Raw genomic sequence first — 23,768 nt, forward strand, 5'->3', positions numbered from 1 at the left:
CCCCTTAGAGGGCCGAGCCCTCGACCTGAGGCTTCAGTCGATTCACCGCATTGGTTACTTCTTCATGATGAGGATGTATAGCCAATGCGCGCTCATACGCTTCAAGCGCCTTGTCATGTTGTTCCGTGATCTCAAGGATCAGGCCAAGACCATAGATCGCCTCGTAATGATTGGGGTTCAGCGTCAGCGCGTGCTCAAGATCCGCTGCTGCCATACCAAAGCGATCAATCCCAAAGAACGCCGAGGCGCGCAGGTGCCAGCCTTCGGCAAAACCCGGAGCATGATCGGTCAGCGCGGTCAGGTGATCGATGGCGGCCTTGGTATCGCCACCCTCAAGCGCCTCACGCCCGCGTTCCAGCAGCAGATCGGCAGAGGCCGACCCGGATTGCGACCACAGCGCTTTCAGTTGCCGATCCAGACCAGTCGCCTGTTCCGGTGTTGATTGCGCCAGTTGCTGCAGCAGCGCGGCCTCATCCCGCAGGTCCGCCTGTTGCGCGGCGGAACTGGTGGAAAACATGACCGTGACAAAAAATGCCGCAACGGTACCTTTGAGATTGTTTATTGCAATGCCCATAACAATGTTCAGTGTAGCGTTGCGACCGGGGATGTCCATTCACGGCGCACTAACAAAATGAGGAAAGACATGAGCGACACTTTGGAAAAAGCCGCAGCGGCGCTGAACGAGAAACTGGCCGACAGCGGCTTTGGCGCATCTGCCAAGTTTGCCATCGAAGGTTTGGGCGCGATTGTGCTGGATGGCAGCGGCGCGCGTGTCAGCGATGATGATGCCGACGTCACCATGAGCGCGGATGCCGATACGTTCGAGCAGATCCTCAGCGGTGAGCTGAACCCGACAGGTGCCTTCATGTCCGGCAAACTGACCGTGGACGGCGATATGGGCGTCGCCATGCAACTGGCGTCGGCGCTGGCCTGATGGACGTGTCGCCGGCCCCCTTGTTCGAAGATGCGGTCGGCGTACCAGCCGGCGGGAAGGCTTTTTGGCTGACCACAGCGGATGATGTCCGCATACGTGTCGGCCTTTGGCATCCCGAAGACGCCCAAAACGGAACAGTGCTGATGTTCCCGGGGCGCACGGAATATATCGAGAAATACGGCGATGCAGCGCAAGAGTTTCTGCGCCGCCGTTTCGCCTTTGCCGCGGTTGACTGGCGGGGTCAGGGGCTGGCCGACCGCCTGCTGGACGACCCGCGCGTCGGGCATGTGGAACAGTTCACCGATTATCAGCACGATGTGCAGGCGACGCTTGATCTGGCGGAACAGCTGAACCTGCCCAAGCCATGGTTCGTGATTGGCCATTCAATGGGCGGCGCCATCGGGCTGCGCGCGGTGCTGGAACGGGATTGCTTTGCCGCCTGCGCCTTTTCCGGGCCGATGTGGGGCATCTTCTTTACGCCGATCATGAAGCCGCTCAGCCGGTTGACGGCCTATTGGGGGCCGCGGATCGGGTTGGGGGAAAAGACCCCTCCGACCACGTCACTGGAAAGCTATGTTGTATCTCAGCCTTTTGAGGGCAACGTACTGACCCGTGATCCGGCTATGTATCAGATGATGAAAGATCAACTGGCCGCCCACCCCGAGCTTGCCCTTGGCGCGCCGTCGACGATCTGGCTGCGCGAGGCGCTGGATGAATGCGCCTGGCTGATGGATCAGACCGCACCGGCGACCCCCGCCCTGACCTTCCTGGGCAGCCACGAACAAATCGTCGACCGCAAAGCGATCCGGTCCCGCATGGCCAACTGGCCCAGTGGCACGCTGGTCGAAATTCCCGACGGCGAACACGAAGTTCTGATGGAGCCCCCCAACGTGCGCGGCCCCGTCTATGATCAGCTAGAAGCCCATTTTCTGGCAGCGCAATAGGCGGCATTTCCTGCCGCCACCCTGCACCTGCGCAAAGGCGGCTTGTGATCCGGTCCACCCGCGCCTAGATGTTTGCCAAAGCAGATATTCCGAGGTGATCCATGCGCAACCTTCCCTTTCCCGTCCGTGACGCAAATGCAATTGGCGGGGCCGACAACCTTGGCAACCTGCCGGAATGGGACCTGACCGACCTTTATACCTCGGAAGACGCGCCCGAGCTGGCGCGCGATCTTGAGTGGCTTGAGGGCGAATGCGCCGCCTTCGCCGCAGATTACGAAGGTAAACTGGCCGATCTGGATGCGGCGGGCCTGCTGACCTGCGTGCAGCGCAACGAAAAGATCAATGCCATCGCGGGCCGCATCATGTCCTTTGCCGGGCTGCGCTATTACCAGCTGACCACCGATGCAGAACGCGCCAAGTTCCTGTCGGACATGCAGGAAAAAATCACCATCTTCACCACGCCGCTGGTGTTCTTCACGCTTGAAATAAACCGTCTGGACGACGACGCCCTAAAAGCGCGTTTTGATGCGGATGCCGATCTGGCCCGCTATGCCCCGGTGTTCCGTCGTATCCGTGCGATGAAGCCCTATCAACTGTCCGATGAGCTTGAGAAGTTCCTGCATGATCTGGGCGTGGTCGGCGATGCCTGGGAACGGCTGTTCGATGAAACCATCGCCGGGCTGACCTTTACCGTGAACGGTGAAGAGCTGAACTTTGAGGCCACCGCCAACCTGCTGACGGAACAGGACCGTTCCGTGCGCGAGGCCGCCTCGCGCGAGATGGCCCGCGTCTTTCAGGACAACATCAAAACCTTTGCCCGTGTTCACAATACACAGGCCAAGGAAAAGGAAATCGTCGACCGTTGGCGCAACGTGCCTACGCCGCAAACCGGACGTCACCTGTCAAACGACGTTGAGCCCGAAGTGGTCGAGGCCTTGCGCGACGCGGTGGTCGCCGCCTACCCCAAGCTGAGCCACCGCTATTACGAACTGAAACGCAAGTGGCTGGGTCTGGACGTGATGCAGGTCTGGGACCGCAACGCACCGCTGCCCATGGAGGACACGCGGGTCGTCGGCTGGGACGAGGCCGAAAAGACCGTGATGGACGCCTACAACGCCTTCGATCCCCGCATGGGTGAGATCGCGACCCCGTTCTTCACAAAAGGCTGGATCGATGCGGCGGTGAAACCCGGCAAAGCGCCCGGAGCCTTTGCCCACCCGACCGTCACCGACGTGCACCCCTACGTGATGCTCAACTATCTGGGCAAACCGCGTGACGTGATGACCCTGGCGCATGAGCTGGGCCACGGCGTCCATCAGGTGCTGGCCGCCGATCAGGGTGAAATGCTGTCCTCGACCCCGCTGACCCTGGCCGAAACGGCGTCGGTCTTCGGTGAGATGCTGACCTTCCGCAAAATGCTGGATCAGGCGGAAACGCAGGAACAACGCAAGGTTCTGCTGGCCGGCAAGGTCGAGGACATGATCAACACGGTGGTCCGCCAGATCGCGTTCTATGACTTTGAATGCAAGCTGCACGCCGCCCGCCGCGAAGGTGAGCTGACGCCCGACGACATCAACGCCCTGTGGATGAGCGTTCAGGCCGAAAGCCTTGGCCCCGCATTTGAATTCATGGACGGGTATGAGACCTTCTGGTCTTACATCCCGCACTTCGTCCACTCGCCCTTCTACGTCTATGCTTATGCGTTTGGCGATGGATTAGTAAACGCGCTCTATTCGGTCTACGAGGCCGGTGCTGAAGGGTTCGAGGACAAGTATTTCGAGATGCTGCGCGCAGGTGGGTCGAAGCACCACAAAGACCTGCTGGCGCCGTTCGGGCTGGACGCCAGCGACCCGAAATTCTGGGACAAGGGCCTGTCGATGATCTCGGGCTTCATCGACGAGTTGGAAGCGATGGAAGATTGACGGCTTTCCCGTCTTTACCATGAATAGGAAGGAAAACGGGCTGGAACCTCCAGCCCGTTTTCATTTTATTGTTCCTGTTAGTTAACCTTCTGAGACAACCTCACTCGAAGGGCGGGGCGTTGTGCGGGTTTCAGCAGGTAACACCGGATAGGTAACTTCGGGCATCGCGCCGGTCAGGCTTTCCAGAAACGCGACGAGTTCGGCGACGCTCTGGTCATCCAACTCTTCGCCCAGCTGCGACTCGGCCATAATCTGAACGGCCACGGGCAAATCCCAGACCTTGCCGGAATGGAAATAAGGCGCGGTCACCGCAATGTTTCGCAAAGGGGCGGCCCGGAATACATATTCGTCATCCACGGTTTCGGTCACGGCGAACCGTCCTTTGTCCCCCTCGGGCAAGACATCCGCGCCCGGTTTTTCAATCAAACCAAATGGGTAGTACCCGGTGCCTCCAAGGTTAACCCCGGAATGGCAGGCCGCGCAGCCAATATCCATGAATTTTTGCAAGCCTGCCAGTTGCTGTTCGGTCATCGCTTTTTCGTCCCCGTTCAACCAGGCGTCAAACGGTGCCGGGGTAATCAGCGTGGCCTCATACGCCTCAATCGCCTTGGCGAAATTGTCGAAGGTCACGGGCTCTGCCTCTCCCTCAAAAGCAGAGCCGAACCAATCGACATATTGCGGCATAGAATTCAGCGTCGCCAAAACGTTCTCTGGGGTATTGGCCATTTCGACGCCCGCCTGAACCGGCCCCTTTGCCTGCTCGGCCAAGTCGGCCGCGCGCCCGTCCCAGAACTGAGCCTCATTGAAAACCGAATTCAGCACCGTTGGCGCATTCCGCGGCCCCCGTTGCCAGCCATGACCAATCGAGGTTTCAAGGTTGTCATCCCCTCCGGTCGCAAGGTTGTGGCAGGAGTTGCAGGAAAAGACCCCCGACGCCGACATCCGCGGATCGAAAAACAGCGCTTTGCCCAGTTCGATTTTGGCTTCAGTAATTGGGTTGTCGTTGACCGCTGGTACGGTTGACGGAAGCGGTTTGAATATATCAAGGGCATCCGTTCGCAAGTCCTGTGCAACCGCTATCTGCGCTACAGAAACAAGGAAGGCACTTGCTAGTGTCAGTGGTTTGAGCATTTTTTTCTCCTACGACGCTCGCGCGCACCCTTTCTGTAGGGGAGAAAAGAATTGGATTTTCTGATTTAGATCAATTCTAAATTAGAATCATTACAAATATCATAATTGTGATGTGTGTGACCGTTCGCTGATGACCTGATCCTGTCTGTTGCCCGGATTCCAGACAGATCAATACTACTTCAATTGACTGTCCTTCGATCCCCGCCGGTTGATGCCATTGCGCGCCTTGAACGTGCCATCGCGCTCTTGCTGGCAGTCCAGACATAGCTTGACCCCCGGCAGGGCCAGGCGTCGCTTTTCAGGGATGGGTTCTTCGCACTCGGCGCAATGGGTCAGGCTGTCCCCCACAGGGCGCTTTTGCGCCTGCATGCGGGCCAGTTCATCGGAAATCGATGCTTCGATCTGTTCGCTCACCGCGCCATCGCGCGCCCAACCGCCTGCCATGGGCTGTCCTCCTGATCAGGTGCCGGTCAGACTAGCGCGCCCGGTTGGGGCCTGACAAGTCAGGGCAGCGGTTTGGCGATGTCGAACACCCGGTCGATCATCTCTTGTGTCCCGCGCGAGAATTCCAGCGGGCATGGGTAGTGCGCCCCCTCGCGGATTGTACGGCCAAACGCCTCAACCTGCAGTTTGTACTGATCATCGCCGGGAAAGCGCGTCACCTGCAGCTCTAGCCCCGGGCGGTGCAGCTCGACCCGCGCCTCGCCAAATACGCGGGCATTGAACGGGGCCGTCAGGCGGATTACTCCGCCTTCGCCGTGAAATACCATTTCCTGATGCGGATGCATGCGGGTCGAGACATAGGTGGTGTAGGTAAAGCCCGGAAACTGCGCGCGGATTTCGGTAAAGGCGTCGACACCGTTTTCCCAGCGGATTGAAGCCTCAACCTGCTCGGGTTCCTGACCCGAGACAAAGCGCGCACCGCCAATCACATAGACACCAATGTCGCGCAGCGCTCCGCCGCCCGTCTCGGCCCGGTTGCGGATATTGCCGGTATCAGTGCGGTTGTCATAGCTGAACGCCCCGGTCACATGCAGCAGCTTGCCAATCGCCCCGTCGGCCACCAATTTCTGTGCCAACTGCCACTGTGGATGGTGGACGATCATGTAAGCTTCGGCAGCCAACAGACCGGTTTCATTCCGTTTTGCGATCAACCCGTCGAATTCCGAGGCAGTCATGGTCATGGGCTTTTCGCACAGCACATGTTTACCGGCATCCAGCGCCTTGTGACTCCATTCCACATGAAGATGGTTGGGCAGCGGGATATAGACCGCCTCAATCTGGGGATCTGCCAACAGCGCGTCATAGCTGTCATACACAGTCAAATCCGGGCAAAATGCTTGAAAGGGCTCGGCCTTGGCTGGGTTCGATGTCGCCAGCCCGGCAAACCGGGCCCCGTGGGCTGCATGGATCGCCGGGGCCATGATACCGCGCGCGAAGTTAGCGGCGCCCAGAACGCCCCATTGAACCGGTTTCTGCATGTGATCCTCCCACTTCGGCAGGGTATTGCCCTGCCCCGTTAACGCTAACGATTCTGTTGATGACCTTCTAACAGCCATCCGACGTTAAGTCAGGCTTTTATCCCCCTGAAATCCCTCTAGCCTGCCTTCAACACTTTGCGAGAGAGCGGGAATGAAACGGGTTTTGAAGTGGATCGGCGGCCTGTTGGCCTTGGCGTTGGTTGTGGGCGCGGTTGTGTTCTTTGGCGTTCTGCCACCCTATATCGAAGCGCAGCGCAACAACGTTATCGCACATGACCCGTTCGAGGTATCTGAGGGCGGCGCCGCCTTGCACGACACCCTGATCGTCGGTGATCTGCACGCGGACCCGCTGCTCTGGAGCCGGGATCTGACCGAACGCGGCACCCGGGGCCAGGTCGACATTCCGCGCCTTGTCGAAGGCAACGTCGCACTACAAGTCTTTACTGCTGTTACAAAATCCCCTGCCGGTCAGAATTATGAGGCAAACTCGGCCGAGGCATTTGACAACATCACCCTGCTGGCCATCGGGCAGCTTTGGCCCCTGCGCACCTGGAACAGTTTGAAAGAGCGCGCGCTCTATCAGGCTGAAAAACTGCACCAGTTCGAGGCCGCGTCAGACGGGCAGCTGAAGGTCGTCAAATCCCGGTCCGATCTGGAGGCGGTCTTAGCCGCCCGCGCCGCAGGCCAGCCCATGGTCGGCGGGATTCTGGGTATCGAAGGGGCCCATGCGTTAGAGGGCGATCTGACCAATTTGGATGCGCTGTTCGATGCGGGCCACCGTGTATACGGGCTGCATCATTTCTTTGACAACGAGTTGGGTGGCTCTCTGCACGGGTTGGGCGATACCGGCCTGACCGAGTTTGGCCGTCAGGTTGTCACCGAACTGAACCAGCGCCCCGTTGTCATCGATCTGGCCCATTCCAGCCCCCGGGTCGCGCGCGAGGTTATCGCAATGACCGACGTGCCCCTGATCGTCAGCCATGGCGGTCTGCACGGGTTTTGCCCGGTCAAACGCAACTTTCCCGATGATCTGATGCAAGACATCGCCGCGACCGGAGGCGTGATCGGCATGGGGTACTGGGCGGCTGTGACATGCGGAAACACCTCTCCGGCCGGGATCGCGCAGATGATCAAGGCCGCCATAGCCACGGTGGGCGAAGATCACGTGTCGCTGGGGTCCGACTATGATGGATCGGTTGAGACTGCCTTTGATACGTCAGAGCTTGCGGCGCTGACCTCTGCCCTGCTGGCCGAGGGGCTGACTGGGGCGCAGGTGCGCAAGGTGATGGGCGAAAACATGGTGCGCGTTTTCAGACAGCAACTGGCGCAATAAAAAAAAACCCGCCGGATTGGCGGGCTTTTCGGTTCAAAGCGCGGCCCGTCAGACGGTGCCCAGCATACCTTTTTCGCGGGCAAGCTCGCGCATCTTCTTTTGCAGCTTTTCAAACGCACGCACTTCGATCTGGCGAATACGCTCGCGGCTGACATTGTATTGCGTGCTCAGCTCTTCCAGCGTGACGGGCTGATCCATCAGACGGCGCTGGGTCAGGATATCCTTTTCGCGATCGTTCAGAACGTCCAAGGCCGCCGCCAGCAATTCGCGCCGCGCGTCCAGCTCATCGCGCGCCTCATAGTCGCCCGCCTGATCGGCATCTTCATCCTCAAGCCAGTCCTGCCATTGCATGGTGCCTTCGCCCTCGGACCCGACGGTCGCGTTCAGCGAGGCATCACCACCGGACATCCGGCGGTTCATGCTGATGACTTCCTCTTCGGTCACGCCAAGATCATTGGCGATTCTGGCAACGTTTTCAGGGCGCAGATCACCCTCTTCCAGCGCGCCGATACGGGCCTTGGCCTTACGCAGGTTAAAAAACAGCTTTTTCTGCGCCGAGGTCGTGCCCAATTTCACCAGCGACCAGGACCGCAGGATATACTCCTGAATCGAGGCACGAATCCACCACATCGCATAGGTGGCCAGCCGGAAGCCCTTTTCCGGGTCAAACCGTTTCACGGCCTGCATCAGACCCACGTTGGCCTCGGAAATCACTTCGGCCTGCGGCAAGCCATAGCCGCGATAGCCCATAGCGATCTTGGCCGCCAGACGCAGGTGCGACGTGACCATTTTATGCGCGGCCTCAGTATCCTGCTCTTCCACCCAACGCTTGGCGAGCATGTATTCTTCTTCCGGTTCCAGCAGCGGAAACTTGCGAATTTCCTGCATATAGCGGTTCAGGCCGCCTTCCGGCGTCGGCGCGGGGAGATTTGCGTAATTTGCCATGTTTCTTGTCCCTCCGACAAATGTTTAAGTCGTTAACATGGATATGGGGAGCCTACCCATTCCGTTCAAGAGGTACCGTTAACAGTGTGAAATTAACGATAGATAAAGGAAACCTAAGAAAATCTTATTCACGTAACTTTGCGCATTGTGTCAGCGGCGCGCGCAGCTGATCAATCAGATTATGCATATCCTCTGGCAGAGCGGCCTCAAAACGCAGGTTTTCACCTGTCACCGGGTGCTCAAACCCCAAAACCGCTGCATGAAGCGCCTGTCTTGGAAAGGCGCGAACCGCCTCGGCAGTGACGGGGCCAAAGGCCTTGCCCGCCAGCTTGCGCTTGCCACCATAGACCGGATCGCCCACCAGCCCGTGCCCGGCATGGGCCATGTGCACGCGAATTTGGTGGGTGCGCCCGGTCTCCAGCCAACATTCGATCAGGGCCAGCCCGGCTGGGTTGCCGAACGTCTCAACCAACCGCGCGCGCGTGACCGCGTGGCGCCCGCCATGGAACAAAACTGCCTGTCGTTGCCGATCCGTCTTGTGCCGGGCCAGTTGGGTCGTCAGGCGCATGATGTTGCCCGGTTCAAAGCTGACGCCTTTCACCCCACGCAAGCGCGGGTCATTCGCATCGGGAACACCATAGCAGATCGCGCGGTAATAGCGTTCGACCGTGTGCGCTTCGAATTGGGCAGCCAGCCCGTGATGCGCGGCATCCGATTTCGCCACCACCAGAAGTCCGCTGGTTTCCTTGTCGATCCTGTGCACGATGCCGGGGCGTTTTACCCCACCAACCCCCGACAGATCCGCGCCACAATGATGCAGCAGCGCATTGACCAGCGTCCCGTTCGGCGAGCCCGGCGCGGGGTGCACCACCATACCCGCCGGTTTGTTGATGACGATCAGATCGGCATCCTCGTAGACCACCTCCAAGGGGATGTCTTCAGGGCCGATATGGCTGTCCTCAGCCTCGGCCACGGTGATTGTGACAGACACGCCCTCGGCCACCTTTGCCTTGGGATCGCTTGCCACCGCGCCGTTGATCTGCACAGCGCCCTCTTCGATCAGCCGGGCCAGACGTGTGCGCGACAGGTTCTCATCCGCTGGCACATCCCGCGAAAGCGCCTTATCAAGGCGTGGCGGCGGATCGGCCGCGATCTGAAACTCAATCTGACGGGTGCCCATGACTGTCCCTTCCGAACCCCAAGAACCGCAGGAAACGCCACAGCTTCGACTGCTGCGGCGCATGGTCATGTTGCTGACCGCGGTGATGATTGGCGGGGTTCTAGTGACATTCGCACTGATTGTCATCCGGCTATCGGACCGAACCCCCACCCTGCCCGATCAGATCCAGCTGCCCGATGGCGCCAAGGCACAGGCAGTGACGATCGGAAGCAACTGGTATGCGGTGGTCACGGATGACAACCGTGTGCTGATCTTTGATAAAACCACCGGCCGCCAGCGTCAGGAAGTCCAGATCGCACCCTGAAATCTAGGCGGACAGCGCCATTCGAAAAACGATCTCGGTGGCGCGCTGCAGGGCTAAGTATTCCTCTGCTGTGTCGCGGCGGAACGCGCGATCGTCGTCGCTCAGATCGACAGGGGTAAAAAGCTGGGGGCGATCAGGAAAGAACTCCTGCTGGAACGGGGCATCATGGACTGCCATATGCGAATCCAGCCAGACCCTCTCATCCGCTTCAAGAACGTCGCGGCGTCGGATCATCACCGGATCATCACTGACTATACGGCGCAGCCTGCGGCTTTCCTTGCGACCCATCGCGCGAGAGACAATGCCAAACGCTTCGCTGGCCGCACGGGATTGCGACGTGTTCGCGGGCCGGTCCGCCTGAGCGTCCTGCGGAACAGACACCCCGATATGAGACATGAAATCGTCAACCACATGTCCGTTCACCATTGAGGATCGATCATACAGCATCGGTATCACTTGAACGCCGGGAAAGGCCTGCCGAATGCGATGGGTTTTCTCAGTGAAAGAAAATGATGAGGGATCGCTTTCTATGCGGGACAGCCGATCCCGGACATATTCCGAAGCGCCGACCTTTAGCCGCCCATTCTTGGCGCGCTGTTTGTAATCAGCCTCAAAGAAATCGGAATACCGGCGGCAATAGAACAGAATCCTCAAGTCGCGCGCGGGAATCTCGGCAAAAACCTCAGCCAGCCTGTTCAGGTCGCACGACAGAAACATCTCGGATGACATCAGACAGTTCTGGTCCCTATGCGCGTCATATTCCAGGGCCACAGCCTCGCGCAGCGTGTCCATGGGCTCGTCTGTCTGGTTGATGTGAAAGGCGATGATGTTGTGGCTGATCGCCAACCGTCCCTTACCCCCCAGCCTGCGCCGGCCGGCCTCAAGATAGCGCAGACCGCTATTGGCAAGCGGGTCCTTGTTCTTGCGCACATATGCCTGCAGCGCGGTCGTGCCGGTCTTGGGCATGCCCATATGCAGCCAAAGCATCAGAGGTCTCCTGTATCAGATCGGGTCGCGCTCATTCCTGATGGCTGGCCGCGAAACCTGCTGTCATTTCTTGCATCAGGGTCTGCATCTCGGGCTGCTCGCGCAGGTCCTTGATCTTTTGTCTATGCAGGTCGCAGCACGCATGATGCAGACGAGCCGTTTCAGGATCGGACAGCATGTCGTAATAGTGTTCACGCTTGCGATCGAGCACAACGTCGATCGAGCTGTCCTCTTCGGCGTTGTGATTCATCATGTTCCAATAGTCCATGCCCAGGCTTTCCCCCAGATGGTGGGCCCGCCCGCGCATTTTCTTGACCAGATAGCTTTCACAGGACTTCAGCGCATAATGATTGACCTGCACCAGATCATACCCGATGGAATCCCGCGCCGATCGCCAGCTGGCGTTGAAATACCGCTCGGGCATCAGTTGCCCCGATCCATTGTACCAATGGCATTCTGCCATGGTTTCAACCGTCGGGCGTTTGGGGCGGTGAACGCCCAGCGCACCCCAAACCTCTTGCTGAAACATGGTCTTAAAACCCCAGGCCTGCGGAGGGCGGTATTTTTGCTCTTCGGCGGCACGGCGGAACTGGTCTGACAGAAAACGGTCCTCATAGCGAACAACGCCCGCGTTTCCGAACAAACGCCATGTCATCGAGATCGTTTTTGCATCCGGGATGGCATCGGTCAGCGCACGCAGCGTATGATCACCCGTCTTGATGTTGATATGCTCATCCGCGTCGATCACAACCACCCAGTCCTGAGGCCGCGCGACCTCCATCTTGAGGAATTTCTTGTAGGCACGTTTTTGCGGGCTCGTGGGGCGGCGCGAGTTGTTGTCGACATGGGTGACGATCCCCTGCTCATCCAACCGCTGCAGCAAGGCATCCGTGCCGTCTGTGCAATCGTTGGTCATCACCACGATCTGATCGACACCGATGGCGCGATTATGGGCGACCCATTCCAGAACGAAAGGACCTTCGTTCTTCATCGGGGTCACGCTGATATATCGGGGGTCTTGTTCGCTCATGATTGACTGCTCTGTCCGTCTTGTTGTTGCCCCCAAACCAACGGAGGATAACGCTCGAATATCGCGGCTAAATTACGTTCTTTTGCCCGCGCAACCAAGTAAATTCCACCGCTTATCCACCTGCCCGTTCTAACTGATTTGAAAAGCGCTTGTAGGTGGGGCACAGGTCGCGCGCTTTTTGAAGATAGCCCCTCGCCTTTTCCTTTTCGCCCCTCTGCAACAGGACTCGCCCGGCCTCACCCTGAATTGCAGCGGTGCCATCATCCATATCCGCAGCCTGAATGATTTGAGTTTGCCCCTGATCTTCGGCCCCATTTCGCGCGAGGAAGTCGCCCATGGCAAAGACCAAGAACGGATTGCCCGGATCGCAAGACAAGGCATCAGCCATGGCCAGCCGTCCTTTCGCAAAATCCCCTTCCTTTTCATACATCTCTGCCAGCCGTTTGTGAAAAAGAGGATAATCTGGAACCGCCCGCACTGCATGTCTGGCGGTATCTATCGCGTTGTGAACCGGAATCTCGCCAATGCTTAGTTTCAAAAGTGACTTCACGCTTTGAAATCCCGGAGAATCTTCCGAAAGGGCCACATCCTCGGGCAGTTGGGTTGAGCTGTGCAGCCCATCCAAAAGCGTGGACATTCGCGCAGAATTTGCCGTCAGCCGCTTTGCTTTCTGGTCAATCGACAGCGACGACCAATCCAACAATATCAAATCAAAGTTGCAGGGCAGCCGCACAAGAACCTTTCGCTGTGCAATATGCGCATTGTAGTTGAACCAGGGTCGCCGAACGCTCTTCAACATAACCCAATCAACAGGAGGCAACGCGCGATGGGAAATCTGATCGCGATAGACCAGTCTTGAACCCAAGATGATAACATCAGGGCGCATCGGTTTTGTCCAATACGCCCGACTAAAGGTCTGAGCAGCGATCCAACGTTTTTTCATGCCGCCCAAAACCGCTGCCCGAATAGCAGTGGCGACCGCGTAATCCTCGGGCCAAAGCCCAGGGTTGGCTAGCGCTTCATCAATCAACCCGAGCGCCTCGGGCCAGCGTCTGAGATAGAAGTAGTTCAGCGCCTGCAGCAAAGGCAGAAACGAGTTATCGGCACCCGTCTCCAGAATCGGCTGTAAAAGATTCAGTGCCTCCTCAGCCCGATCCCCAGCACCAAGACCGTGCAGAACAAAAGCAGCCTTTGAGTATACATGGGCGGCTTCTGACGGGTTCAAATACCTATCTGGCCCGTCCCGCAAGCGATCAATCATCCGCTCATTGGCTTGCGCCATTTCTTCCTCGGATAACACATCCCTGAAAACAAAGCGTTGTCGCCCCGAGATGCGTGCCGCGGCCATTGAAAACGCTGAAATGAAAGGCGCAATGACCTGATCTGCCCGCGACATCGTATAGAGTTCAAGAAAGTCTCGCTTTGCGCGGGTCATGCCCGAGACATCGGCAATATCCGACATCCGAAGCAATTGCGGGAACTTTTCCTGAAACCGGCTGATCAGTTCCGGCTGATCAGAAAACATGATCGCTGTTTGCCCCGCGTTTTTCGCAAGATGGGCTTCGTACAGCTCTTCTGGTTCGATCTTGGCTGGCCAGGTGGTGTGCTTCCACGGGGCCGTGTTCAAAATATCACCGCGCCGGATGTGGTAGGCCGACACGCCCTGCCCCGACAGCTTTTCATCGGCACGATCCATGATCGACCGAATCTCGGGCGTGAACCCGATCTGGTGAATGAAATCGCGATAACGCGGGCGGATGGCCTCGATATCCTCCCACGGAAAAGCCAGAACCTCGAATCCTTCCTCAACCAAAACCGAGCGGCCCGCATTCAAATGGGCGATCAGGCGGTCGGGGGCCTTGTCCCCCTGAAAGGACCAGATCGGCAGCGCACCCTTGGTGAGCTTGTCAAAGGCCTTACCGCCGAGGAAATGCTCGTCCATCCAGCTTTGCGTGAACAATTCCCGAGGCTCGTCCAACTCGGGCGCATCCGCCCCCTGCGGAAACCAGTTCACCTTGTAGCCGGTGTCAAAATCTTCGGCGAGACGGATGCAGGTCAGCATCATCAGCAGGCGCGCGCCCATTCGGTCTTTGCGCTGCCCGATGAACACGCCCTTTGACCCCGTCATGAGGATTTCTCGGCCTCGGCCAACGCGGCCCGGCGCATACGGCGGAACCTTCGGCGCGCCTGTTGTGTCAGCGTAGGATGACGCTCACCTGCCAGCGCCTCGATGCCGCGCATCACCATGGGCAAACCGCGACGCGCGCGGGCCATGCGGTAATAATCCGTGGCCTCCAGTTCACCCTTGACTGCTGTTTTCATGACCGGCTTGAGGATATCCATCTTGCGCAACATGGGGGCCGCAAAGTGATTGGCATGCCAGGTCTTGAGCAAAAGGACATTGTCCCCTTGCAGGCGTTGGACCTGCATCCGGTCCAATTCAAAATGCGGATCATAAAACACATAGGCCCTGCCCGCCTTTCTGACCGTCTGGGCGGCGTCGCTCAGCGGCAGATCCCAATCCTGAACCTGCCCAAAGCGATAGCGGGTTTCCCACGGCACCAAACGCTCATCCAATGATGTCTGCGGATTGAAGGCGACGACCGTTGAACCGGGTACAAGCGCGGAAAAGGTCAACGCCCCGAAGCCACCCATTGAGGCGCCAGCAAATGCAACCTGATCGAACTGATCGAAAAACCCTTCGGCCGCGCGATTCTGTAAATATGAGATAATTTCGGGGTCGCGATACCAGGCCTTTGTGCGCGCAAAGACCCCCATATGTGACCAACCTTCATCGCGAAAGAACTTCCACCCCCAGGGTTCGCGGGCAAAGGACAGGTCGTTCGCATTAGCGATATTGTCAAAACTGACAACCAGTTGAGAGGTTGCCCGCTGGTGAAACAGAACCGAATGCCGCTCCAGCTTTTGCAGAAACCCGGCCCCGTCCCCACCGGGATACAGCTCGACAAACCACGGCGGCGCGGGGTCGGTCAGAATACGCTCATACCCTGTCTTGCGATCAGGGTGCTCGGGCTTCAGCTGTTCTTTCGATAGGTCGTTTGCCATGGTCCTCAGATAAGATTATCCGCCAGCCACATCCGAAAATCCACCCAATCCCGACGCAGTTTGATTTCAGCAACCTTGGCCCTGTGCCAGTCACAGGCTCGCGCATGCAACTCGCCCAGTTTCGGGTCGCCCTTCAACTCCGCCAGCAGCGGGGCCGCGCGCCCGGCAATGGGCTGGATGGAGCTATCGGCCTCTTTGTTGACGTTCATGTCCAGCCAGTAGGACTGTCCCTGATCCACCTTGATGTGGTTTGTCCGCCCCCGGTCCCGCTTAATCAGGAACCCGTCCATCGAGCGCACCGAGTAATGATGCAACCGCCCCAACGAGTGGTCAAACCCGCGCCAGGCCCGCCATCCGACATCCTGGGCCGGAAACAATTTGCCGCCTGCATCCGACCAGGCGATGTCGCCTTCCTTGCCCTCTTCGATCCCTTTCGGTCGATGAGGCCCGAAACGCGTGAATTTTCCGTTATTGCGAAACAGTGTCTTCAGCCCAAAGGCCCGGCTTGAGTGATAGGGAAATTCCTGATCACCCATCCCGAACAGCTCGGTCACGGGCCGGTCTTCGAAGCTGATATTCCCGGCGCTGCCGAATAGTTTCCAAGCGAATGAGATCGCGTCCACAGGCTGCCCTGCCCGGTGTTCAACCTCGTCGATCAGTGCGTGGAAACTGTTATCCCCATGCCGAATGTTCCAGAACTCATCCACATCCAGACACAGCAACCAATCAGCCTCTTTCACCTTTGGCTGACGCCTTGCCCGGCGCAGCATCTGATGCTGCGGGTTGCCTCCCTCTTTCACTTCGTTCGAGACATGCGTGGCCAGCCCCAACTCTTGCAGCCGGAGGGCAATATCATCGGTGCCGTCATCGCAGTCATTGGTGAAGATCACAAAATGATCGACCCCCAACGTCTTATGAAACGCGACCCATTCGAGCATATAGGGGCCTTCGTTTTTCATCGTGGTGAATACGGTAATGGCCTGCGACATCGATATTTCCCGATTTTCGTTGCCCTTCGTCATACACAACCTATTCGGAAGGGGCGAGATCGGAATTGCGTCTATCGTCAACAGCACACTAACTGGTGCAGGACAGCCCCAGAAGGCTGTGGCGAAACTTCGGCTTTCGGGAAAATGGTGCGCTCGAAAAGAGCGACTTCGAACTGTTCTGATGACAAAAACACCCCTGATCTGGATGAGGTATTCAACGAGCTAGAGCGCTGGCATGACATCCTGAAAGATCACGACAAATCGTTTCTGCGGGGGCCGCGCCCATGACACGCCCTGCCCCGTTTTCTTTGAGATTGACCCATGCTGAACGCAAGCGACTGGAATCCCAAGCTGGGTCTATGCCGCTGGCATCATACATCAAGTCTGTGGTTTTTGCCGACGAGGCCCCCAAATACCGTAGGCGGAAAAAACCACCTGTTGCGGAGCAACAGCTCTTGGCCGAGGTTCTTGCACGTCTTGGCCAAACCCGCACATCCAGCAACCTCAATCAAATCGCCAAACATCTGAACCAAGGGACTTTGATTCTTGACGAGGAATTGGAGGATGACCTCAAGCGCGCCGTCGCTGAGGTCGCGTGGATGCGGGCTAGGTTGATTGAAGCATTGGGGGTCAAATCATGATCCTCAAAGGCTCCCAACGCGGTGGCGCTATAGCTCTGGCCGATCATCTGATGAACGACCGTGACAATGATCATGTCTTTTGCTTAGAGTTGAGGGGATTTCTATCTGAACAACTTCATGGTGCCTTGTCCGAGACACACGCGATTTCCAAAGCAACCCAATGCAAGCAATTTATGTTTTCACTGAGTTTAAACCCACCTACTGGGCATGACGTCACTGAGGATGCGTTTATCAACGCGGCGGATCGCGCCGAAGAACAGCTTGGCCTGAGCAACCAACCCCGCGCAATCATCCTCCATGATAAAGAAGGCCGCCGCCACGCTCATGTGGTGTGGTCACGCATTGACGCGGACGAAATGAAGGCAATCAACTTGCCCCATTTCAAGAACAAGCTGCGGGATGTGTCGCGAGACCTGTTTCTGGATCATGGATGGAACTTGCCTGATGGTTTGGCAACCTATGGGAACAAGTCCCCCCTAAACTTCACATTGGAAGAATGGCAGCAAGCTAAACACCAGAATCTTGACCCACGCGAGATCAAGCAAGCGTTCCAGCAGGTAACCGGAATTAAACATAGAGAGTTCCGTTCTTTGAAAACTGTAAGGAAATAAGGCGTTTCTTCACGAAGAACGCGAAAGGAAACGGCAGAGATAGCAGTTGAGTTTTCTGCATCAAAGGTTGACCGAACCTCTCGCTAAGACCTTACGTGGCTTCCAGAAAAGGCTTCAAAGCGTATGACTTCAATATGGAGAATTCTCCATATTGGTCACGTCTCAGGGCTCAATCCATCCGTTGGAGATGGCCATCGCCAACGCTTGTTCTTTGGTTTTGACGTTCAGTTTGTTGCGCAGATTGGCGAGATACAGATTGACGGCTGAGTCACTGATCTTGAGCCTGTCTGCTATGTCGGCCAGACGATCTGTGTTGAACGTGTCCATACGCGCTCGCATGGCAGATGACTGGTGAGATCAAGGTAACTATTCACAAAGCAGAAAACAAAACGCGTTCTGTGTTGACTTTTTTTGAAACGGCATCGACAAACCACTATGGAACGTGCAATTGCTTCAGCCTATTTCGCGGCTGACTATGTAATATTTGCGGTTCGTGACCGCGACGACCCCTCCTGTACTCACGTGGACCGTGTTGATGCATCAACAGGTCCAGATACAAAGAAAATGGACCGCGATCTCCGGCAAGCTGCACTTGGAATAGCTGCGCTTACGGACGGAGCAACACTGGAGGGTGTTGGGTTAATCTGCCCGGGGCCATTTCGTACCATTGACAAAGATGACCCGAAATACGGCCTCATAGGGCGCAACGCAGAAGTCCCGCATTGGCGAAACAAAAACGCTATCACTATGTTCCGGAAGCATCTTAGGGCTGCGAAAAGCCAAAACGCGGATGAGGTTGTAATCTACCTCTACAATCAAGGTGGTGCTACAGCTACCGGTGAGTTCTCAACTATGTACCAATCTAGAATGCTTGCAGCACGTGAGGCTGGAACTCTAGGGAGCGAACTCAAGAAAATAGGAAATCATCTGTTTGTAATAGCTGATTGGTCAATACAAGCGGGGCTGATAGTAGAAGGCGAACCTTTTCACGGGTTATCGACTATTAACACTGGTCATCATGCAGTTCTCCCCGCTCCGAGGGACGAGTTTGCATTGTCAGATTACGCCATATGTGCCGCGCACCCAAATCGCCCATGCCTGGATAGCTTAGCGTCACTGAGAGCGATAAAACAACGATGGCCAAACATGAATTCTGATGTGTTTATTGGCACTGACGACTTTCATGCCGTCTCTTTGATTGCCTTCTATGTTGCACAAATGCTCTCAGATTTCGTGCTTATGACATCGCCCGTAAAGATTGTTGTAGGGGGGCGCATTGCTGACAACACCATGTTTCATGACTCTTTGAGGCGGCACTTTCACAATCTTTTGTTAGATCGCGAAAATTTAGAAGAGGTTTATCCGGGCTACCCCCAGATGCAAGACTTGTCTCGGTTCATTGTGCCCCAAGCTGACAGAGACTCGGGCGTCAAAGGTGGGCTGCGTATTGTCGAACGGCTAATTCGGAAATCAAAACCCGAAAGCGTTGCTCAATTTGAAGCTTATCAAAGAGGAATCCAACCCCTATGAAGCCGACAGAAAACACCCAGCCTTCTTCTTTGATCACCGAGGATACCGAAGCTTCCTTGGATCAGAAACCTAAATTTGACTATTTTAGTCAGAAATATTATACTGATTGGGATTTGGAAGATAAGGTAATTCAAGAAATTATAGAGTTTGCGGAGAGCAAATTAGACGACAATGCGATCAGTGGCTCAAATCGTACTCAAGCAATTCAAGCCATTTTTGAGCGATTGAGCAAACCGAAACTTCCGTTACCCGAAGTCGCCCCTGAACTCTACAAAAACCGAAAAGATCGAAAGGAAAAGCCAGATGCGTTTGTGCGCCGCGTTTACAAACCATGGCTGAGTCAACCCGGCGGGCTACCAAGACCGGTGCTACGCATTGTCGATGAATCCGCCTATCGGGCATTATACAAGCACGGGATCCCTGCTGACTTAGACACCGCGCTCCCTACTGCACGCGGCAAGGCGGCTCGTTACGTGGGCATGTCAGACAGCGAAATCCTTACTTTGCGAAAAGAGAAGCAACGAGAACGAACAAGGAAACACCTGCGCTCTCGAAGCTTGGATAAATAAAAACGTTACTGTTTGACTTTGTGGCAAAAGTGATTTATCAGGTCTTCTAAGGCTCGGCATGGTGCCGTGTCCTATAGTGGAGACAAAGCGATGAGCAGCAAAGGCACTGGAACCCCCCTACCGATTCCGGGGGAACAGCGTATCAACGGTGGAACTGGGCACGTTAACATTGGGGGAACTGTTGTGCAGGGTATCAACGTTGGGAAAGGTCAAGTTCAGACACCGGACGGAAAAATCCACGGAAACAACTGAGCGGACAGAGCTGTGATACGTTCAAACGATCTACGTTTGGGGAGACCTTTTGGGTCTTCCCAAATGGACACCACGCTCCTTTGCGGCTTTCATTCCTGCCTTCGTGCGCTCGGAGATCAGAGACCGCTCATACTCTGCAAAAACTGCGAGTTGACCAAAGATCATCCGCCCCACTGCTGTTGTTGTGTCGATACCTTGAGTGATGGCGTGAAAGTAGATGCCGCGAGCTTGTAGCTCTTCCAAGATCGTTAGCAGATGGATCGTTGATCGACCCAACCTGTCCAACTTCCAGACAGTTAGGGTGTCTCCCCTGTTCAGATCGCTCAGCATCTGATCGAGCGCAGGTCGTGCTGCTTCGCCCCCCGATACACCGTGATCCGTATAGAGCCTCGCACAGCCCGCAGTTTTCAGCGCATCGATCTGAAGGGCTTCTGACTGGTCCGCATCAGAGACGCGAACATAACCAACTTTAACTCCCTGCTGGGTTTCATATTGAAGGGGTACATTTTTCTTTGGCTTAATCCGTTTCACCTCCCCAGTGTGACAGGTGAAATCCATCGAACAAGCGGTTTTCATGGCAAAAAGTCCTTGTCTTAAGGGGTCCCTTTGCAAAGCCGCTCTGAGGTTGAGTTTGGTGATCTCATTGATCTGAGATTTCTGTGGATAATCAACGCCTGAGTGATTTGGCGCGTCAGTCATGATAAATGTAGAAAAAGGGACCCCTTTCGGCCCCGGCAATCCGACGACTCAAGCGACGAAAGGGATTGCTTTGAACATTCATCGTAAATTCGATTTCCACACCGTCACCGCGCGTGACTATGCCGTTGTTCGCAAGACTGGTGGGTTGGCCATTCGCAACGATACATCAACACTCATGATCTTTTCGAAAGAGCGTGATGGGTCATGGACCATGATTGAGGCGGCGTATGAAGATTGTCGTGACGTGAGCTTGATCGAACCGGATGCGATCATCAAATCGCCCGCCTATTTGGGGCGTGGTTTGTTGGCATCCAGTGAGAGCGTCGGCAATGCAGCAGGCACAGGCATTGCAAATGTCCTCGCCAAACGCAAAGCAAAGAAAGGGTCTGGTCTTCGTATTCGGCTGAAATCTCTGGATCATCCCGAGGTGTTCATTCCAATCCCCGAAGATGTCAGTCGCGTTCAAGCCTTCGAGGCCGTCAGCCAGTTTTTTGAAATGGGCAAGGTCGAGGGGCGTAAGATCGACTTTCCACACTACATGCAAAATACGTCAGCCAGTCCAAGGTCGGATAAATCAAAGACATTGATTGAGGGTGATCCCGGGGAAGCATTGGCACGGTTTTTCAAACATCCCGGTACGCTGGCTGTGCTGTGTGGTGGTTTCGGGTTCCTCGCACACAACGTCTATTCCTTCACAGAACGCCACGGCGGGTTTGAGAACGCGTTTCCCGAGGACAAGGCAGGATTCTTTGTGTTCCTGGCTCTGGCTATCCTCTTTGGATGTCTCAGCCTGTCACGCTGGAAAAAGACCAAACGCCAGCAGTGATTGAATCCATCAGGCCTTCATAGAATGCCCCAAAATTGGGGGCATTCCAGCTATTATCAAGTAAGCCGTATATGGAATGCACTACGCCGCTCGATAGATCAGATATTCTCCAGCAATTTCAGTTTCTGTGTAGTCGTGGGACAAATCATGGGCGATAGCATCAAAATCAATGTAACGCTCCAAATGATCCGGTATGTCCCCAAAGAGCCCTTCATCAATCATTTGTTCGGCTAGCTCCTTCATGCTGTCCACATGATACAGTTCAACGTCAAACTCTTCTGGATGTACATCGTCAGGGTCGAAGCTGTATCCAACTTCACCTACGGCGATGATAAAGATCATCTTCTGGAATGGTTCCCAATCGTCACAGGCATCGAAATATGACCCGGTGTTGGCCTGACTGATCCCCCATGCCTTAGCCAGATCACAGTCGATACGTTCCCCATCAATGAACTGGATTTCGTATTCCTCGACAGTATCGCCGTGGCCGTTTTTGTTTGCCCTAGCCTTCCCCCTGAATTCGTCCAAACTCTCAAAATAGAACCCAGTGGCGGAAATATCGTATGGTTGTGCGTATAGTTGCGGCATTGTCTTTTTCTCCTCTCATTCATGACGGGTTGCGCATGCAACCGTCTGGCTTCCGCCGAGGAGCGGGGGTGCAAGGAACAAAGGCGCGGTTACGCGGGACCAGAGCCACGCGCAGCTGCAATGCAGATGAAGCGAGCATGGCGAGGACCCACCCTTTGTGCCGCGCTGGGGGCGGCAGCCCTGAGACAGCAATCCAACGGGATGAACCGTTTGGTCTCCATGAACATGGTCTGGGGTCTTGGGGGCAGGAAAGCCTCTCAAGTCGATGGGTGCAGGGAGAGCGAAATCTCTCTGCTCGGGTTCAGCTTCGACAAGCTGGCGGCATTCAAACCGCGTAGGGTTGATTTATGGGGTGTTGGGGAGAGATGACTTCTCCCTGACGAGGGATCAAACACCGATATGTTTGCTGGCTGGATTAGGGTTCAATGCCCTGCTCCAGCCACGGCCTAGGGGGATGCAACGGGGGCGCGCAGCGGACCCCCTTGCCAAGATGTGCGGTACTACCGCACACATCTTGCGGTATTCATCAATGCCGTAAGGTACCCGAATGGGTCGCAGCAGTATCGGGTCGGGATGAACCACATCTCGCGGCATGACTTAGTTGTCAGGTCGCGCAAGTTTTCTTTGGATAGAGTTCCAATCGTCAACGACTACTGGCATTGAGTTCGGTATAGTTAGAAAAACAGAGCAGTAACTTGACTATCAATGAAACCCGATTTTTCAAAGAAAACAGTAGATACCGTCGCCAAGAGAGCCGGCTATAGATGCTCCAATCCAGATTGTAGAGTTGCGACCGTCGGCCCGAATTTGAGTATCGACAAAGCCACGGTCATAGGAGAGGCCGCACACATATCTGGCGCTCGCTTGGGATCCCCACGATATGACGAAAGCAAGACCGACTCTGCGAGATCAGCGGTCACCAACAGTATATGGCTTTGTCGGAACTGTCATAAAATGATCGATGCCGACGCGGACAGGTATTCAGCAGAACTGCTCTACATTTGGAGGGAGCGGCACGAACAGAAAATTCTGGGAGAACTAGGATCAGAAACTGATCGAATTCAGGCTGAGATAGACAGCGAAGAAGTCAGCCAGTTTTCCAAGTATCCAGCAATAGTAAGACGTATCGTGTTAGACAAACCTGAGGGATGGGAGTTTTTACTCACGGCTGAGTTGTTCCGACACCTCACAGAAGGTGATTTTCGAAAACTACATGATTTGCAAAACGGTATGTACAACACCGTTGGCGAGTATATCCACGATGATCACTTACTCGATTGGTTAAGAGTTCGCGTCCGTGAGATGTCTACGATGGTGGAACCAGCAACAAAGCTGCTTGAACGCCTCACGAACAGTTGGGGGCAACCAGGCGAGGCAGGTGATATTGATGAAATCCATCACACATGCTTGCTATTAGAACGGTGGATTCACCAGATTGCCGAATATGAAGAACGCTTGTATGCGACTATTGTTTCTAACGACTATCAGGAATGTAAAGACGTTGTAACAGGTATTCTGGGCTCACAGGCACTAAGGCTAGCGACGATTCCAGACATGTTAGACAACGCACTTGAACAAGCTTTTAAGCATTCAGAGTCGGATTCAGATGAAACACTTGTGATAACCCATCAAATAGTGTTCGAACTACCTGACGGTTGGAACAAACGCGTGGGGCGTGTTATCAAATCTCTAGAAAAAGGCATTCCACCTGACACGCAAAACGATTCGACCTCCTTATTTAGCATTGTTGGCTGGGGAGCGTTTGGGGTCTTTCTTTTCTACCTAATTTTCTAATCCGCTCAAACA

The 23,768-nt window shown here is 55.7% G+C and carries 25 protein-coding genes; 11 read left to right on the plus strand and 14 right to left on the minus strand.

Annotated features, from left to right (window positions below; translation table 11 throughout):
* Nucleotides 1-4: 4 nt before the first annotated feature.
* Nucleotides 5-613 (minus strand): tetratricopeptide repeat protein, encoded by a 609-nt coding sequence (locus ACRZ94_RS02030; RefSeq protein WP_480796556.1) that lies wholly within the window; start codon nt 611-613, stop codon nt 5-7.
* Nucleotides 614-643: 30 nt separating this feature from the next.
* Between ACRZ94_RS02030 and ACRZ94_RS02035 the strand changes: the two genes are divergently transcribed.
* The 3 genes from ACRZ94_RS02035 to ACRZ94_RS02045 all read left to right on the plus strand — a co-directional run bounded on the left by ACRZ94_RS02035 (nt 644) and on the right by ACRZ94_RS02045 (nt 3,800).
* Nucleotides 644-934, plus strand: a complete 291-nt coding sequence (locus tag ACRZ94_RS02035; protein WP_480650690.1) for an SCP2 sterol-binding domain-containing protein — start codon at nt 644-646, stop codon at nt 932-934.
* Complete coding sequence (locus tag ACRZ94_RS02040; RefSeq protein WP_480650688.1) at nt 934-1,878, plus strand: alpha/beta fold hydrolase; 945 nt, start codon at nt 934-936, stop codon at nt 1,876-1,878. Before ACRZ94_RS02035 ends, ACRZ94_RS02040 begins: the two co-directional genes overlap by 1 nt.
* Nucleotides 1,879-1,979: 101 nt before the next feature.
* Nucleotides 1,980-3,800 (plus strand): M3 family oligoendopeptidase, encoded by a 1,821-nt coding sequence (locus ACRZ94_RS02045; RefSeq protein WP_480650686.1) that lies wholly within the window; start codon nt 1,980-1,982, stop codon nt 3,798-3,800.
* Nucleotides 3,801-3,881: 81 nt separating this feature from the next.
* On the opposite strand, the gene ACRZ94_RS02050 is transcribed toward ACRZ94_RS02045, so the two are convergent.
* The 3 genes from ACRZ94_RS02050 to ACRZ94_RS02060 all read right to left on the minus strand — a co-directional run bounded on the left by ACRZ94_RS02050 (nt 3,882) and on the right by ACRZ94_RS02060 (nt 6,412).
* Nucleotides 3,882-4,931, minus strand: a complete 1,050-nt coding sequence (locus ACRZ94_RS02050; protein WP_480650684.1) for a cytochrome-c peroxidase — start codon at nt 4,929-4,931, stop codon at nt 3,882-3,884.
* A 174-nt stretch (nt 4,932-5,105) separates the two neighbouring features.
* Complete coding sequence (locus ACRZ94_RS02055) at nt 5,106-5,375, minus strand: DksA/TraR family C4-type zinc finger protein (protein WP_480650682.1); 270 nt, start codon at nt 5,373-5,375, stop codon at nt 5,106-5,108.
* A 59-nt stretch (nt 5,376-5,434) separates the two neighbouring features.
* Nucleotides 5,435-6,412 carry a Gfo/Idh/MocA family protein gene (locus tag ACRZ94_RS02060; protein ID WP_480796557.1) on the minus strand — a complete coding sequence of 326 codons (978 nt, stop codon included), beginning with the start codon at nt 6,410-6,412 and terminating at the stop codon, nt 5,435-5,437.
* A gap of 151 nt (nt 6,413-6,563) precedes the next feature.
* On the opposite strand from ACRZ94_RS02060, the gene ACRZ94_RS02065 reads away from it, so the two are divergent.
* Entirely contained in the window at nt 6,564-7,745 is a 1,182-nt protein-coding gene (locus tag ACRZ94_RS02065; protein WP_480796558.1) for a dipeptidase, read from the plus strand.
* Nucleotides 7,746-7,793: 48 nt separating this feature from the next.
* On the opposite strand, the gene rpoH is transcribed toward ACRZ94_RS02065, so the two are convergent.
* Nucleotides 7,794-8,690 (minus strand): RNA polymerase sigma factor RpoH, encoded by an 897-nt coding sequence (gene rpoH, locus ACRZ94_RS02070; RefSeq protein WP_480650676.1) that lies wholly within the window; start codon nt 8,688-8,690, stop codon nt 7,794-7,796.
* Between the two features lie 124 nt (nt 8,691-8,814).
* The gene (locus ACRZ94_RS02075) at nt 8,815-9,870 is read right to left on the minus strand and encodes an RluA family pseudouridine synthase (RefSeq protein WP_480796559.1); all 1,056 of its coding nucleotides are present in this window, start codon (nt 9,868-9,870) and stop codon (nt 8,815-8,817) included.
* Between ACRZ94_RS02075 and ACRZ94_RS02080 the strand changes: the two genes are divergently transcribed.
* Nucleotides 9,869-10,174, plus strand: a complete 306-nt coding sequence (locus ACRZ94_RS02080) for a DUF6476 family protein (protein ID WP_480650673.1) — start codon at nt 9,869-9,871, stop codon at nt 10,172-10,174. The genes ACRZ94_RS02075 and ACRZ94_RS02080 overlap by 2 nt on opposite strands.
* 3 nt (nt 10,175-10,177) lie before the next feature.
* On the opposite strand, the gene ACRZ94_RS02085 is transcribed toward ACRZ94_RS02080, so the two are convergent.
* From ACRZ94_RS02085 to ACRZ94_RS02105, 5 genes are all read right to left on the minus strand, one after another.
* Nucleotides 10,178-11,161: a hypothetical protein gene (locus ACRZ94_RS02085; RefSeq protein WP_480650671.1), complete on the minus strand. Its 984-nt coding sequence runs from the start codon at nt 11,159-11,161 to the stop codon at nt 10,178-10,180.
* 31 nt (nt 11,162-11,192) lie between these two features.
* Nucleotides 11,193-12,191, minus strand: coding sequence for a glycosyltransferase family 2 protein (locus ACRZ94_RS02090; protein ID WP_480650669.1), 999 nt, complete (start codon nt 12,189-12,191; stop codon nt 11,193-11,195).
* A gap of 112 nt (nt 12,192-12,303) precedes the next feature.
* The gene (locus ACRZ94_RS02095; RefSeq protein ID WP_480650667.1) at nt 12,304-14,319 is read right to left on the minus strand and encodes a tetratricopeptide repeat protein; all 2,016 of its coding nucleotides are present in this window, start codon (nt 14,317-14,319) and stop codon (nt 12,304-12,306) included.
* Nucleotides 14,316-15,257, minus strand: coding sequence for a hypothetical protein (locus ACRZ94_RS02100; protein ID WP_480650664.1), 942 nt, complete (start codon nt 15,255-15,257; stop codon nt 14,316-14,318). Before ACRZ94_RS02100 ends, ACRZ94_RS02095 begins: the two co-directional genes overlap by 4 nt.
* 5 nt (nt 15,258-15,262) lie before the next feature.
* Nucleotides 15,263-16,246, minus strand: coding sequence for a glycosyltransferase family 2 protein (locus ACRZ94_RS02105; RefSeq protein WP_480650662.1), 984 nt, complete (start codon nt 16,244-16,246; stop codon nt 15,263-15,265).
* Nucleotides 16,247-16,530: 284 nt separating this feature from the next.
* Here ACRZ94_RS02105 and ACRZ94_RS02110 point away from each other — a divergent pair, with 284 nt between their 5' ends.
* Nucleotides 16,531-16,887 carry a hypothetical protein gene (locus ACRZ94_RS02110; RefSeq protein ID WP_480650660.1) on the plus strand — a complete coding sequence of 119 codons (357 nt, stop codon included), beginning with the start codon at nt 16,531-16,533 and terminating at the stop codon, nt 16,885-16,887.
* Nucleotides 16,884-17,498: a relaxase/mobilization nuclease domain-containing protein gene (locus tag ACRZ94_RS02115; protein ID WP_480650658.1), complete on the plus strand. Its 615-nt coding sequence runs from the start codon at nt 16,884-16,886 to the stop codon at nt 17,496-17,498. The genes ACRZ94_RS02110 and ACRZ94_RS02115 overlap by 4 nt, the downstream gene beginning before the upstream one ends.
* Nucleotides 17,499-17,660: 162 nt before the next feature.
* Here the strand turns inward: ACRZ94_RS02115 and ACRZ94_RS02120 are convergent, their stop codons facing one another.
* Nucleotides 17,661-17,837, minus strand: coding sequence for a LuxR C-terminal-related transcriptional regulator (locus ACRZ94_RS02120; protein ID WP_480796560.1), 177 nt, complete (start codon nt 17,835-17,837; stop codon nt 17,661-17,663).
* Between the two features lie 96 nt (nt 17,838-17,933).
* On the opposite strand from ACRZ94_RS02120, the gene ACRZ94_RS02125 reads away from it, so the two are divergent.
* Nucleotides 17,934-19,028 (plus strand): ROK family protein, encoded by a 1,095-nt coding sequence (locus ACRZ94_RS02125; protein ID WP_480796561.1) that lies wholly within the window; start codon nt 17,934-17,936, stop codon nt 19,026-19,028.
* Complete coding sequence (locus tag ACRZ94_RS02130) at nt 19,025-19,597, plus strand: hypothetical protein (RefSeq protein ID WP_480796562.1); 573 nt, start codon at nt 19,025-19,027, stop codon at nt 19,595-19,597. The genes ACRZ94_RS02125 and ACRZ94_RS02130 overlap by 4 nt, the downstream gene beginning before the upstream one ends.
* 282 nt (nt 19,598-19,879) lie before the next feature.
* Here the strand turns inward: ACRZ94_RS02130 and ACRZ94_RS02135 are convergent, their stop codons facing one another.
* A complete protein-coding gene (locus ACRZ94_RS02135) occupies nt 19,880-20,548 on the minus strand; it encodes a recombinase family protein (protein WP_480796563.1) in 669 nt (222 codons plus the stop codon).
* On the opposite strand from ACRZ94_RS02135, the gene ACRZ94_RS02140 reads away from it, so the two are divergent.
* Nucleotides 20,547-21,374 (plus strand): hypothetical protein, encoded by an 828-nt coding sequence (locus ACRZ94_RS02140; protein ID WP_480796564.1) that lies wholly within the window; start codon nt 20,547-20,549, stop codon nt 21,372-21,374. The two genes, ACRZ94_RS02135 and ACRZ94_RS02140, sit on opposite strands and share 2 nt — an antisense overlap.
* 81 nt (nt 21,375-21,455) lie before the next feature.
* On the opposite strand, the gene ACRZ94_RS02145 is transcribed toward ACRZ94_RS02140, so the two are convergent.
* Nucleotides 21,456-21,962, minus strand: a complete 507-nt coding sequence (locus tag ACRZ94_RS02145) for an antirestriction protein ArdA (RefSeq protein ID WP_480796565.1) — start codon at nt 21,960-21,962, stop codon at nt 21,456-21,458.
* A 954-nt stretch (nt 21,963-22,916) separates the two neighbouring features.
* On the opposite strand from ACRZ94_RS02145, the gene ACRZ94_RS02150 reads away from it, so the two are divergent.
* Entirely contained in the window at nt 22,917-23,756 is an 840-nt protein-coding gene (locus ACRZ94_RS02150) for a hypothetical protein (RefSeq protein ID WP_480796566.1), read from the plus strand.
* Nucleotides 23,757-23,768: the final 12 nt, after the last annotated feature.

The organism is Ruegeria sp. CH10 (assembly GCF_056537125.1).